At 33.1% G+C, this 13,768-nt stretch carries 9 protein-coding genes; 4 read left to right on the forward strand and 5 right to left on the reverse strand.

Annotation, left to right across the window (positions count from 1 at the left end; translation table 11 throughout):
- The 4 genes from CLU82_RS09820 (at position 1) to CLU82_RS09835 (ending at position 6,780) form a co-directional block, all read left to right on the forward strand.
- On the forward strand, positions 1-1,041 hold the full coding sequence (locus tag CLU82_RS09820) for a Gfo/Idh/MocA family oxidoreductase (protein ID WP_100842927.1): 1,041 nt from the start codon (positions 1-3) through the stop codon (positions 1,039-1,041).
- A 91-nt stretch (positions 1,042-1,132) separates the two neighbouring features.
- Entirely contained in the window at positions 1,133-2,347 is a 1,215-nt protein-coding gene (locus CLU82_RS09825) for an MFS transporter (protein ID WP_100842928.1), read from the forward strand.
- Positions 2,348-2,577: 230 nt separating this feature from the next.
- Positions 2,578-5,415 (forward strand): carboxypeptidase-like regulatory domain-containing protein, encoded by a 2,838-nt coding sequence (locus CLU82_RS09830; protein ID WP_100842929.1) that lies wholly within the window; start codon positions 2,578-2,580, stop codon positions 5,413-5,415.
- A gap of 18 nt (positions 5,416-5,433) precedes the next feature.
- Entirely contained in the window at positions 5,434-6,780 is a 1,347-nt protein-coding gene (locus tag CLU82_RS09835) for a DUF5689 domain-containing protein (RefSeq protein WP_100842930.1), read from the forward strand.
- An 87-nt stretch (positions 6,781-6,867) separates the two neighbouring features.
- Here the strand turns inward: CLU82_RS09835 and CLU82_RS09840 are convergent, their stop codons facing one another.
- From CLU82_RS09840 to rnc, 5 genes are all read right to left on the reverse strand, one after another.
- On the reverse strand, positions 6,868-8,982 hold the full coding sequence (locus tag CLU82_RS09840; protein ID WP_100842931.1) for a glycoside hydrolase family 97 protein: 2,115 nt from the start codon (positions 8,980-8,982) through the stop codon (positions 6,868-6,870).
- Positions 8,983-9,236: 254 nt separating this feature from the next.
- Positions 9,237-10,883: a DUF6377 domain-containing protein gene (locus CLU82_RS09845; protein WP_100842932.1), complete on the reverse strand. Its 1,647-nt coding sequence runs from the start codon at positions 10,881-10,883 to the stop codon at positions 9,237-9,239.
- A gap of 104 nt (positions 10,884-10,987) precedes the next feature.
- On the reverse strand, positions 10,988-12,418 hold the full coding sequence (gene pyk, locus CLU82_RS09850; protein WP_100842933.1) for a pyruvate kinase: 1,431 nt from the start codon (positions 12,416-12,418) through the stop codon (positions 10,988-10,990).
- A gap of 5 nt (positions 12,419-12,423) precedes the next feature.
- Positions 12,424-12,912: an IPExxxVDY family protein gene (locus CLU82_RS09855; protein ID WP_100842934.1), complete on the reverse strand. Its 489-nt coding sequence runs from the start codon at positions 12,910-12,912 to the stop codon at positions 12,424-12,426.
- A 115-nt stretch (positions 12,913-13,027) separates the two neighbouring features.
- Positions 13,028-13,768, reverse strand: coding sequence for a ribonuclease III (gene rnc / locus CLU82_RS09860; protein ID WP_100842935.1), 741 nt, complete (start codon positions 13,766-13,768; stop codon positions 13,028-13,030).

Consider the following 13,768-nt stretch of genomic DNA (forward strand, 5'->3'; position numbering starts at 1 on the left):
ATGCAAAAAATTAAAACAGCACTATTATCTTATGGAATGTCAGGAAAAGTTTTCCACGCTCCTTTCTTAGAATTTCATCAAGGATTTGAATTGGTTGGTTCTTGGGAAAGAAGTAAGCAATTAATTCAATTGGATTATCCAAACGTAAAAAGTTTTGCTACTCTGGAAGAAGTACTTCAAAGCGATGTTGATTTGGTAATTGTTAATACACCAGTTGGAACCCATTTTGAATATGCTAAGCTAGTTTTACTTGCCGGAAAAAATGCTGTTGTTGAAAAAGCTTTTACAACTACTGTTGGCGAAGCTCGAGAATTAGCAAACCTTGCTAAAGAAAAAGGATTAAAACTTTCAGTATTTCAAAATAGAAGATGGGACAGCGATCTTAAAACAGTACAACAAATAGTTTCCAGTAAAGTTCTAGGAGAATTGGTAGAAGCCGAAATTCATTTTGATCGTTATAATCCAATTTTGAGCCCAAAAACACATAAAGAGACGGCCAATTCTGGTGCTGGAATTCTAAAGGATTTAGGACCACATATAATTGATCAGGCATTGTATTTATTTGGATTTCCCAAAAGTGTTTTTGCTGATATTCGAATAACCAGAGAAAATTCTTTAGTGGACGATTGGTTTGATATTTTGTTGTTTTACACAGATTTTAGAGTGCGATTAAAAGCTAGTTTTTTTGTGAGAGAAGCTAATCCAGCGTATGTTATTCATGGAAAAAAAGGTTCGTTCTTGAAACCTCGAGGTGATGTTCAGGAAGATGAATTGAAATTGGGTAAAAAACCAAATTTAGATTCTTGGGGAACAGAGCCAAAAGAACTTGAGGGTTTTTTACACACCGAAATTGACGGCGAAATTATAAAGAAAAAAGTACCAACACTTCAAGGAAATTATTATTCTTTTTTTGAAGGTGTATATCAGTCAATTGCTAACGGCTTACCAGAGCCTGTGTCAGCCGAAGATGGAACTCATGTGATGCAGATTATTGAGGCATCCATTCAAAGTTCTGAAGATAAAAGAGGTATTGATTTATAAACAATAACGTTATAACTCAGGAAGCTTATAGTAATAATGACTTTAAATAAATTCATTTGTTATCTTTGCAAAACACTAAATAGCGATAATTTTGCAGTACTTCAATTTTATAGGTTGGTATAAAGCCAAAGGAAAATACAAGAAAAACTATCGAGATGCCAAAGCATCCTATTTGCTTAGGATTCGTTTAGCGGTTTCGATGTTTTATTTTGCTATGGGTTTGTGTTTTGCTACTTGGGCAAGCAGAATTCCAACTATAAAATCAGCACTCAATTTAAGTGACGGTCAATTGGGAACTATTCTTTTTGCTTTGCCTGTAGGACAGTTAACAATGATGTATTTTTCGGGTAAATTAGTTACTCGTTTTGGCAGTCATCGTATTTTGCCCTTTGCTATTTTGATGTATGCAGTAAGTTTAACGAATTTGGGTCTAGCCCAAAATGCTTGGCAATTAGCTCTTGGATTATATGCCTTTGGAATTTTTGGTAACCTTACTAATATAGCTGTAAATACTCAAGGCGTTTATACTGAAGGTCTTTTTAAAAGAACCATTATGTCTTCCTTTCATGGAATGTGGAGTTTAGCTGGATTTACTGGAGCATTAGTAGGTTTAGGAATGTTAGCATTACAACTCACTACATATATTCATTTCTTAATAGTTGCTTTTATTGCATTTTTGTTGATTGCCTTTAATTTCAAACTCTTAATTAAAGCCAAAGAGACAATTAAAGTACAGAAAAAAAAGGGACTCAGTAAGCCAGATCAAACTTTAGTCTTACTAGGTGTTATCGGTTTTTGTAGTATGGCCAGTGAAGGAATTATGTTTGATTGGAGTGGCGTTTTCTTTAAAGATATTGTAAAAGCTCCTGGGGCTTTAATAATTCTGGGCTACACTTCTTTTATGATTATGATGGCAAGTGGTCGCTTTTTTGGTGACAAATTAATCAATAGATATGGACGAAAAAAGGTAATGCAAATCAGTGGAGTTATGATTTCATCAGGTTTCTTTACTGCTGTTGCTTTTCCTTATATCATACCTTCAATGCTTGCTTTTATGGTTATAGGATTGGGAGTTTCTACCGTAGTTCCTACTTTGTATAGTATAGCAGGTAAACATCCAACAATACCTACTGGCGAAGCTTTGACGACTGTTTCAAGTGTTAGTTTTCTTGGATTTTTGATGGGGCCACCTGTTATTGGTCATATTGCCGAACTATCAAGTTTGCGTTTTTCTTTTGCCTTTATTGGGATTTTTGGTGTTCTCATCGCTTTTATGGTAGGTCGTATCAAAGTGATTAGCGAATAATCACAAAATATAAGTATTTACTTCTTTTTTTAAATAGTTTTTTTCTTATGTTTGCCTCCGATTTCAATGGAGAGTTGTTTCTATTGGATTGATATTTTAAACGCCACAGTTGATTTAGGACTTTACATTATTATTTTTCCAAACCTTTTTTATCCTTTTTTTTAAACGAATTTAATCTTTGGGTTAGTTGTGTTTTGTCACGGCTCATTCCATTTGTTTGTAAAATAGGTATGCGGAAATTTTTGTTAGGAATGCTTTTTTTATGGAATGTGACTTTTATTTTAGCCCAAAAACCAATAGGTGTTAAAGGGAAAGTTATTGATTCTAAAACACAAAAACCATTAGAGAATGTAGTGGTTTCAATTGAAAATACCCAGCTGATGCAACTTACTTCGGGCGATGGTGTTTTTGCTTTTTATTCAGTCACGTTGGGAAATCAATTACTGCTTTTACATAGTCAGGGTTTTAAGGATATATTGCTTTCTATTGTAATTACTAAAGACCAAATGCTTGATTTAGGAGCAATTCCAATGGAAGACAACCAAATGGTTGAACAACAAACAGGTTTAATCACACTTCTTGAAAGTGATTTGAGTGATGACAATAGCGGTTCCGAAAGTACTTCGGGACTTTTACAATCTTCCAGAGATGCTTTTCAGCAAGCAGCAGCTTTCAATTGGGGACAAGCTCGTTTTAGAATCCGGGGCTTGGATAGCCAGTATGCAACTACAACCATTAACGGCGTTACGATGAACAAACTCTTTGATGGCAGGCCACAATGGGGTGATTGGAGTGGGTTGAATAATGCAGTTCGGAATCAGGAATTTACAGTTGGTTCTTTTCCTTCGGATTATGTTTTTGGAGGGATTTTGGGCACTCAGCAAATCAATACTCGTGCTTCCATTTACAGACCAGGGACAATACTTTCTTTTTCAGGAACTAATACTAATTATTCTTGGCGAACTACTGGAACTTATGCTTCTGGAATGAATAATAAAGGCTGGGCATTTGTAATTTCGGCAGGAACCCGATGGGCAGAGGAAGCGTATTTTGATGGAACCAATTATAATGCGGTTGCTGGTTTTATTAGTGTTGAAAAGAAAATAAATGAACATCACTCATTGAATTTCTCCGGATTTTACACACCCAACTCCAGAGCTAAAAACTCGCCAAATACTGCTGAAGTAACTCAGTTAACAAACGAACAATACAATTCGTATTGGGGTTGGCATGATGGTAAAAAACGAAATGCAAGAGTAAAAACTATCGAAGAACCAATCTTGATGCTGAATCATTTTTATACAATCAATGATTACACTACTTTAAATTCTAGTTTGACTTATCAATTTGGCAAAATCACAAACAGTAATATTGATTATCAAAATGCCAATAGCCCAGATCCGACTTATTATAGAAAAATGCCAAGCTATTACAGTTCTCTTTATGCAAAAGATAATGGAGAATTTTCGGGAGAGTTTACTCCTGATTATGAGAATGCAGAGAAAAGCAAGGATCAATTTCTAACTCACAATCAAATTGATTGGAACGCTTTATATTATGCAAATCAATCTCCAGTTCTGGATGCGAATGGTAATATAATTGAATACTCTCCTGGGAAGAGTCACTATGTTTTGTATGAAGACCGTACAGATGACCAAACAATAACAGCCAATTCTACTTTTAATACACAAATAAACGACAATCTTTATTTGACTGCTGGAGGCTTTTTTAGCAATTTAAAATCACATAACTATCAGCAATTGACTGATTTATTAGGCGGTTCATATTTTGAAGATATTGATGTGTTTTACAATGGAGATCAAGCACAATCAGATTTGAATCATCCCAATAGACAAGTAGCGGAAGGCGAGGCTTACGGATACAATTTTAATTATTTTGCCAATACTTTAAACCTTTTCACCAACTTTAAATTCACGTATGACAAGGTTGATTTTTATTTGGCGCAAAATTTTATAAGATCCAATTATCAAAGGGAAGGTTTGTACCAAAACGGAATTTATGCAACCAATTCTTTTGGAAAAAGTGAGAAAGTTCATTTTGATAATTTTGGTTTCAAAGGAGGTATCTTGTTTAAAATTTCGGGGAGACAACAATTAAGTTTCAATGCAGCATATCTTTCCAATGCGCCAACAATCAGAAATACATTTCCTAATTCCCGTTTAAACAATTCGGTTGTTGCTGGTTTAGAAAATGAAACCATAAATAGTTTGGATGTAAGTTACTTTTTTCGAACTCCAAAATGGCAAACCCGCCTTTCTCTTTTTTATGCCGGTATAAAGAATATAACTCAAACGTCTTTCTTTTATGCTGAAGGAATATTTGATGATGGAGCGGGATATGCCAACACTGATGCTTTCGTAAGTCAGACATTAACGCATTTGGATAAGCAAAATTTGGGAGCCGAATTCAGTTTGCAACACCAGTTAACCACGACAATAATGGCTAGTTTTTCGGCAGCGTATGGGCAATATACGTATGTTAGCGATCCCAATGTTACCATAACCAATGATGCACAAGCTACCATTGAAAACCCCAATCCAGTTTTTGGTTTTGGAAGAGCTACTTTAAAAAATTATCATCAGGCAGGAATGCCACAACAGGCTTATGCTTTAGGAATTGAATATAGAGATCCCAAATATTGGTGGCTTGGCACCAATATCAATTATTTGGCTAATAGTTTTATTGATATTTCTCCAATTTCAAGAACTGCAACTTTTTATAAAAATCCTGAAAGTGGTTTTAATTTTCCAGAAGCTTCTGAAGAAAGAGCTAGAGAATTATTGACGCAAGAAAAATTTGAACCTGTTGCATTATTAAACATTTCGGGAGGAAAATCTTGGAAGATAAAAGGAAAGAATATCGGACTTTTTGCGACGCTAAATAATGTTCTGGACTTGAAGTATAAAACAGGAGGATATGAGCAAGCGAGAAATGCCAATTTTAGACAACTCAATCAAGACGTTTCCAGTGGAACACCCAATTTCGGGAATAAATATTTTTATGGTTACGGGCGGACTTATTTTGTGAACCTGTATATCAATTTATAAATTTTTAAGTAAAAGATTATGAAGTTAAAAATCAGCATTATTGTATTAGGAATTTTCTTGACTTTAGGGAGTTGTGTAGAGGAATTTAATGTGCCAAAATTAACATGTACACAGCCCGATTTAAAAGTAAATCGAACTGTTGAAGAGGTTAGGCTAAGTACAGGTTCGATTGTGACACAATATAAATACGATGATATTATTGAAGGTTATGTCGTTTCCAGTGATGAAGGCGGGAACTTTTTCAAGACCATTTCGTTTCAAACATTGGCAACAGATACAACTCCATCGATAGGGTTTAGCGTTCCTGTTGATGCTTCGAATACGTACGTTGATTTTAAATTGGGAAACAAAGTATATATTAAAATGAAAGATCAGTTTACGGATTTCTATTATGGAGGTATGCGTATTGGAGGTATTTATGTTAACACTTATAATGAAGGAGGGGTGGGTAGAATTTCGGCAAATGATTATAAAAAAATCCTAAATTCCTCTTGTACAATAGTAGATGAAGAATTACTGGTTCGCCCAATTTCTATAACCGATTTATTGAACGATTCAAACATCAATACATTAGTAGAATTGTCGGGAGTGCAATTTGCAAATGACGCTATTGGCCGTCATTATTATGAAGAATCAAATGATATTGGGGGAGGCACTAATTGGAGTCTGAAAGATAAATTGGGAAATCAAGTGTTGTTTAGGACGAGTAGTTTTGCTGATTTTGCAGATAAAATTGTACCTGATGGAAGTGGAAAGGTAAGAGGCGTTTTGACCAAGTTTGGTTCAGACTATCAGTTATTAGCAAGATCTGAAAAAGACGTAACACTTACAGGAACTGCCGCTGTACCATTCTTTGCCGAAAATTTTCAAAGTGTAGAAACCAATACGAAACTAAATCTTCCAGGATGGGCAAATATGGTACAAAAAGGAACGTTGTTTTGGAAAGGGACTGTGTATTCAGGCAATGGTTATGCCGAGTTTGCTATTAGCGGAACCAAAGTAGTATCTAATATTGCTTGGTTAATTTCTCCCCAAATTGATATGGATTTGCATACAAATGAAGTATTAACTTTTCGAACAGCTCAGCATCATTTGGATGTTGATTCTCCTTTAAATTCGCTTGAAATTTATATTTCTAATGATTTTGATGGCTTGAATATTACTAAAGCAACTTGGATTCCTCTTACAGTTGTTTTGCCTAAGCAAGCTACACCTTGGTATCAGTTTGTGGGTTCTGGAGGAATAGATTTATCATCGTATACTGGGAAAATAAATATTGCTTTTAAATATACAGGATCGGGGAAAAACCTTGCTTTGGATGGTGCGTTTCAAGTCGATGATGTTCAGATTTTTGGAGATAAATAGGTTATATACAAAGAAGACCTTACAGGTTTTAAAATCTGTAAGGTCAACTACAATCATTAGCTTTATTAACTAATAACTAACAACTAACTATTTCTTTTCAATAATGCTTATCGCATAACCACCACCTGGAGCGCTTAGTTGCGAAAGTTTGGATTTATTAGTTACTTCTATTTTTCGAACCGTATAGGCTTGCGGGTTTGTTTTGTAATTAGCATCTTTTCCATCAGCATAAATAGTAGCAGTGTATTTTTTTCCTTTTTCTAAAAATGCAAAATTGATGTTAGAAGTACGAGAATCATATCCATTTACGTTTCCTATAAACCAGTTATTGGTTCCTTTTGCTTTTCTGGCAACGGTAATATATTGACCTGGCTCAGCTTCTAAGTAGTTGCTTTCTGTCCAATCCACAGCTACATCTTTGATAAATTGAAAAGCATCAAGGAATCTATTATAATTTTCAGGTAAATCGGCAGCCATTTGCAAAGGACTGTAAAGTGTAACATATAAGGCAAGTTGATTTGCTATAGTGCTGTTTACGTGAGACTTATTGTTTGGGCTAAATTTACTTAAATCCATTTCAAAAATACCTGGTGTATAATCCATTGGTCCACCAATTAATCTAGTAAAAGGTAATAATGTTACATGGTTTGGTTTTGAACCGCCAAATGCTTGATATTCGGTTCCTCTAGCCGCTTCGTTACCAATAAGGTTAGGATAGGTTCTACAAATACCTGTTGGTCTAACAGCTTCATGGGCATTGAGCATGATTTTATACTCGGCTGCTTTTTCTATTGCATATTGGTAATGATTTATCATAAATTGGTTGTAATGATTGTCACCATTTGATATAATACTACCTACATAACCACTTTTTACGGCATCATACCCATTGTCTTTCATGAACTGGTATGCTTTATCTATGTGACGTTCATAGTTACGAACTGATCCAGATGTTTCATGGTGCATAATCATTTTTACACCTTTGGATTTTGCATATTCATGTAATCCTTGCACATCAAAATCTGGGTAAGGAGTTACAAAATCAAAAACATAGTCTTTGTAGTGACCAAACCAGTCTTCCCAACCTTCGTTCCAACCTTCGACTAATACGGCATCAAAACCATTAGCGGCGGCAAAATCAATATATTTTTTCACATTTGCATTGTTTGCACCATGCGTCGCGTTTGGTTTAGCTTTAGAAAAATCGGTAACACCTAATTGTACAGACGGAAATTCATCGGTGTATGACCATGAACTTTTTCCAGTAATCATTTCCCACCAAACACCAACATATTTAACTGGCTTAATCCATGATGTATCTTCTATTTTGCAAGGATCATTTAAATTTAAAGTCATTTTTGAAGCTAAAATTTCTCTAGCATCATCGCTAATAATAATCGTACGCCAAGGTGAATGTGAAGGAGCTTGAATATATCCTTTGTCTCCTTTTTCATCTGGAGTTAACCAAGATTCGAAAATCATATTCTTATCATCCAAATTCAAGTGCATACAAGAATAATTAATCAATGCTGCTTCATGTAAATTGATGTATAAACCATCATTAGTTTTCAGCATAAGTGACGTTTGTACCCCAGTTGGTGAAAAAGAAGTTTGAGATAAATTCGCTGTTTTTGCTTTCTCAGAATAACCTCTTATTTCAGATAATTTAGAAGTCGTATAATCATATTCCTGAGTGTCATAATCTCCAGGAATCCAAAAAGCAGTATGATCTCCTGTCATTGCAAATTGTGTTCTCTCTTCTTTTATAACAAAATAGACCAAGTTTTTTTGAGTTGGAAATTCATATCGAAAACCTAAGCCATCATTAAACAATCGAAAACGAATGATAATTTGTCTGTCTGTTCCTTTTTGATTAAGTGTTACTGCAAGTTCATTGTATTGATTGCGAATGGATTCTACTTCTCCCCAAACTGGTTTCCAAGTTTCATCAAATGAAGTGGTTTTACTATCTGTTAGGGTAAAATCATTCAGTAAAGACTTTTTGTCATCTTTAAGTTCCAGGCCTAATTTACTTGGCTTTATAACTGTTTTTCCTTTGTAGACTAAACTATAATTTGGAGTTCCATCATTTTGTAACGCAAACACCATAGTAAAATTTCCATTAGGAGATTTCAATTGTTGTGAAATGGCACACTGGAATGCCATAAAGCAAAATAAAGCAGTATAAAGTAAATGTTTCATAGTTGAAATTTATTTTTTTGTTGGAAATAACTTTTACGAAATCGATTTATTTTACGAGTCAAAAAATATCGTTTCCGAAAAGTAAAAGTATATGCTTTGTCGTTCGGAAAATTTTAGTTTTTGAAAAAAGTAGATTGTTTTTTTAAAATTACAAAATAAATATCTAAAAATCAATTAGTTGTTGTTTTTAAATCTTTTAAAAAAGTAGTTTATTAAGTAGTATAAATTTGTAAAACTTCTTAGATGAAGAAATTTTATTTATTGTTATTTCCAATTTGTATTACTCTTTCTTCAAATTCATCTCTTGGACCAGCTGATTTATTTTTGAGTTGAGAACGGTAATTGTAAATGGTAGAAATAGAATATCGAAGAAAGACTGAAATTTTAGCACTGTCTTTTATTCCCAGACGAATGAGTGCAAATATTCTTAATTCGGTATTAAGCTGTTCACCTTCCTTTGGATGGATGGTTTCATCTGGAATCAACAAGGAATTAAAATCAGTTATAAAATCGGGAAACAATTGTAAAAAGGTTTTGTCAAAATTAGCATAAAACTCTTTTAGTTCTTTTTCGATATAGTCTTTTGATTTTACAGTACTAACAAGATCATTTATTTTTCCGGTTGTTGCCAGTACATTTAGCTTCCGTTGGTATTCATCAAGTTTTCCTAAATAATCTGAGCATTGATCCATGTAGCGGCCAATATAAATTTCTTTTAAAAAATTAGCTTCTGATAAGGTATTGTTCGACAGATTTAATTTTTCATTAAAAGTATTTAATTCAGCATTCAATTCTGAAAGTTTATCATTAGCGGAACTCAGCTCTTTTTTTGCAGAAGCTAATTTTTTCATCTGCTTAAAAAGAAGAAATAAAAGCACTAATAAAATAAGAGCAAAGAAACTAGCACTAATTAAAAAAACAACTAATTGGAATCTATTGGTTTCATTTTGCTGCTGATATGACTGACTAATGATTGGGAGCATTTTTGATATTTCATAAGTTCTCAAACGGGCGTTGCATACAACAGCATCATCCAATGAGCGTTTGATATAAGTATAGGCTCTTTCAATATCGCCATCTTCATAAAGTAAAAATGCTAATGAACGAAGCGAAATATATTCTTTTTTAGATAATTGCAAGTCTGATAAAGCCGAAATACTCAGCCATTTTTTCTCCTGTAATCTGTCTTTTTTTTGTTTATAAGCTTGCGAGATAAGATAGGATATAATCGCTCGATTAGGATCTTTATGATTGGTTTTAGAAAAATATGGGAGTAATAAATGTAATGTTTCACTAGGTTTTTTATGATCTAAATCCCAATCAGCTTTAGCTATAATATTAGAAACAGAATGTGTTGGATAATAAGATATACAGGAATCTCGGTATTTTTTAGCGAGAAAGAGATATTTTTCTTTTTCTTGAGGAGAAGATGTGTTGTCGGCCATTTGACCATAAATTGTTCGACTGACATTATAAAAGGGGCCTTTTAAAGAGGAAGCCAGTGCAATTGTAATCGTTTTAAGAATATCAGTACCTTCTTTGTACATGCCTAATGTTCCCATGATAGACACGAGATTTATTTCGGCTTGATTTAATTTTTCTGAGTCTTTAAGGTTTTCTGCAATTTTAAGATTTTTTCTAGCATAAACCAAAGCTGAGTCAGATTGATATGAATTGTAATTGATGTACAGCTTTTGTGTAATCTCATATTTAGAAATAGAAATGTTGGTGCTTTTTAAAAGTGCTTTAAGCTGAGCAATTTCTCGTTCTTTTTTTTGAGTAAAAAAGGAATTATTTTCAATAGTTTGATCTATTTCAGATAATAATGCATCTGAATTTGTTTGAGCTATAGAATAATAAGGCAGAAGCAAAATTGTGACAAATAGCAAAAACTGATTCATTCAACGAGGTTTTATTTCTGTAAAAATAATCAAAAATTTAAAAGATAAAACCGTCTTAAATCTTTAAAAGATAGAAGACGGTTTAAATATATTGATACTAAAAGTTATTCTATTTCAGAAATTCTTAAGGTATTAACCATTCCTTTTTCAGTAATTGGCATTGCTGCCAAGTTGATCAAGAAATCTCCTTTTTTCACAAATCCTTTTTCTTTTACGATATTATTTACATCAGTAACAGTATCATCTGTACTTACTGATTTTTCATAATAGAATGATTTTACTCCCCATAATAAATTAAGCTGAGTTATAATTCTTTTGTTTGACGTAAAAACCAAAATGTGTGCAGAAGGTCTCCAAGCCGAAATTTGGAAAGCTGTATAACCACTATTTGTTAAAGTACAAATTGCTTTTGCTTTGATAACATTAGCCATAGTAGCAGCATGTTGGCAAACTGTTTTAGTGATAAAACGATTTGTTCTTACTTGTGGAGAGTTTTGAGGTACTTGAATAAGTGGAGAATCTTCAACTGCTTCAAGAATTTGAGTCATTTTTTGAATAACTTGTACAGGATAATTACCAGTAGCTGTTTCACCAGAAAGCATTACTGCATCAGCACCATCCATAACCGAGTTGGCTACGTCATTTACTTCAGCACGAGTTGGAGTCAAACTAGTAATCATTGTCTCCATCATTTGAGTCGCTACAATTACAGGAATTCTAGCTGTTTTAGCTCTGTGAATTAATTCTTTTTGAACTAATGGTACTTCGTGAGCAGGTAATTCAACACCTAAATCACCTCTGGCAACCATCAATGCATCACAATAAGCTACAATTCTATCCATATTTTCTAATGCTTCAGGCATTTCGATTTTGGCTATAATTGGAATTTTATATTCAGAGTGTTTTGCAATTAATTCTTGTAAATCTTGTAAATCTCTAGGAGTTTTAACAAATGAAAGAGCAATCCAGTCTAATTTCATTTCTATTGCAAAAATGGCATCAGCAATGTCTTTTTCAGTCAAAGCAGGTAATGAAATTTTAGTATTTGGTAGATTTACCCCTTTTTTAGATTTCAATTCACCCCCTTGTATAACACGAGCAATTACTTCTGTTTTTTTATCTGTTGAAACGATTTCAAAAATTAATTTTCCATCATCAAGTAGTATTCTTTCTCCAGGGTTAACGTCATTTGGGAAGTTTTGGTATTTCATAAATACCTTTTTTGAAGTACCTATAATATCTTCAGCAGTTGTAAAAGTAATTAAATCACCATCGTTAACAACAACTCCGTCTTCCATAACTCCAACACGAAGTTTAGGCCCTTGTAGATCTCCAAGAATTCCAGTAGTGTATCCAAACTCTTCGTTTATACCACGGATAATGTTGATTTTGTTTTTAACATCTTCGTAGTCAGCGTGTGAAAAATTTACTCTAAATACATTTACACCTGCCTCAATCATATCTTTAATGATCTCTCGTGTACTACATGCAGGCCCAAGTGTGGCTACAATTTTGGTTTTTTTGTTTGTAAGCATTTGTATTAAAAAATTAAATTGTTTTTTGATTTTATTTTATTTATATCAACAACATAGTTAGTAGTTATTTGATCTATTGAATTCAGCTCACTTTGAATTTCCAAAAGATTGGTGTTCTCTTCACTGTTTTCTATTTTTAAAAAGTAGTTAACTTTTTTGAATTCAGGAAGAATGTACACTTTTTTAGCTACTTCTATATCTAAGTTTGAAAACAAACTTTGATCGTCTTCTTTTTTTTGTTGAATGACTTCGTTTATATTTTGTATCAAATCCCAAGAAATATCTTTTTTCTTTTCATAATAATGAAATCTAGAAAAATGAACTTCCCCTTCTTTATCTGTAATTTGAATTTCTTTGATAGATTTATTCAGATTTACATGAAGTTTTTGATTGATAAAATAAGCCAATCGGTAATCTTCTAATGGCGTGTGAATAGCGATAAGACTGTAATCTATCTCGTCAAATTCACCAAAATCCAATTTATGAATTGCCATGTTCATTAAAAAATAAGCTGTAAATATAATATTTCTAAACTAGTAATGGGACGCTTGCTGACTAGGATTATGATATTTTATTAACGAAAACGATGTAGTATTGATAATCATTTAGCTATTTTCTTTCAATTTTTTCTTGAAAAGCAAAATAAGCACGTTGCGAGGCTTTTTCTTCTGCTTTCTTTTTTGATGTGGCTCTGGCTTTTGCAATGACTTTATCATCAATACTCAGTTTTACACCAAATAGACGTTGACCATCAATAGCATTGTCTTCAAAAATATCATAGTGAAATTGTTTCTTCTCTTTTTGACACCATTCAATAACAAGGCTTTTGTAGCTAATTACTTTACCTTCTAATCGAGCAATGTCTACATAAGGTATTATGACTCTTTTTTGAATAAATTTTTCACAATATTGGTATCCTTTATCTAGGTAAATTGCACCAATTAAAGATTCGAATATATTACCATGTATATTCTCTCCAAAATGATGAACAGGAACTTTACTTTCTACAAACTCTATTAGGTTTAAGTCTTTACCTAACTCATTCAAGTGTTCTCTGCTGACTATTTTTGAGCGCATTTTTGTTAAATAACCTTCATCTCCAAGTGGGGCTTCATTAAATAAATAGGCAGCAATAACTGAGCTTAACATAGCATCGCCTAAAAATTCAAGTCTTTCGTAATTAATAGGGTTGCCTTTCGAATCGATACGGTTTGAAGAACGATGTGTAAATGCTTTTTTGTAACAATTTATGTTTGTAGGTTCAAATCCAAGGATGTTTTGGATAGCATCAAAAAAAATCCCGTCTTCTTGAGAACGGGATTTTGAGAATATTTTTTTTAGAAAATGCAT

Origin of the sequence: Flavobacterium sp. 5, assembly GCF_002813295.1 — a bacterium.
Classification (GTDB): Bacteria; Bacteroidota; Bacteroidia; order Flavobacteriales; family Flavobacteriaceae; genus Flavobacterium.

Bases quoted from the DNA above. Each gene is read 5' to 3' on its own strand.
- CLU82_RS09820 (WP_100842927.1), top strand. From the start codon at position 1: ATGCAAAAAATTAAAACAGCACTATTATCTTATGGAATGTCAGGAAAA.
- CLU82_RS09830 (WP_100842929.1), top strand. From the start codon at position 2,578: ATGCGGAAATTTTTGTTAGGAATGCTTTTTTTATGGAATGTGACTTTT.
- CLU82_RS09835 (WP_100842930.1), top strand. From the start codon at position 5,434: ATGAAGTTAAAAATCAGCATTATTGTATTAGGAATTTTCTTGACTTTA.
- CLU82_RS09840 (WP_100842931.1), bottom strand. From the start codon at position 8,982: ATGAAACATTTACTTTATACTGCTTTATTTTGCTTTATGGCATTCCAG.
- CLU82_RS09845 (WP_100842932.1), bottom strand. From the start codon at position 10,883: ATGAATCAGTTTTTGCTATTTGTCACAATTTTGCTTCTGCCTTATTAT.
- pyk (WP_100842933.1), bottom strand. From the start codon at position 12,418: ATGCTTACAAACAAAAAAACCAAAATTGTAGCCACACTTGGGCCTGCA.
- CLU82_RS09855 (WP_100842934.1), bottom strand. From the start codon at position 12,912: ATGGCAATTCATAAATTGGATTTTGGTGAATTTGACGAGATAGATTAC.
- rnc (WP_100842935.1), bottom strand. From the start codon at position 13,768: ATGCATTTTCTAAAAAAAATATTCTCAAAATCCCGTTCTCAAGAAGAC.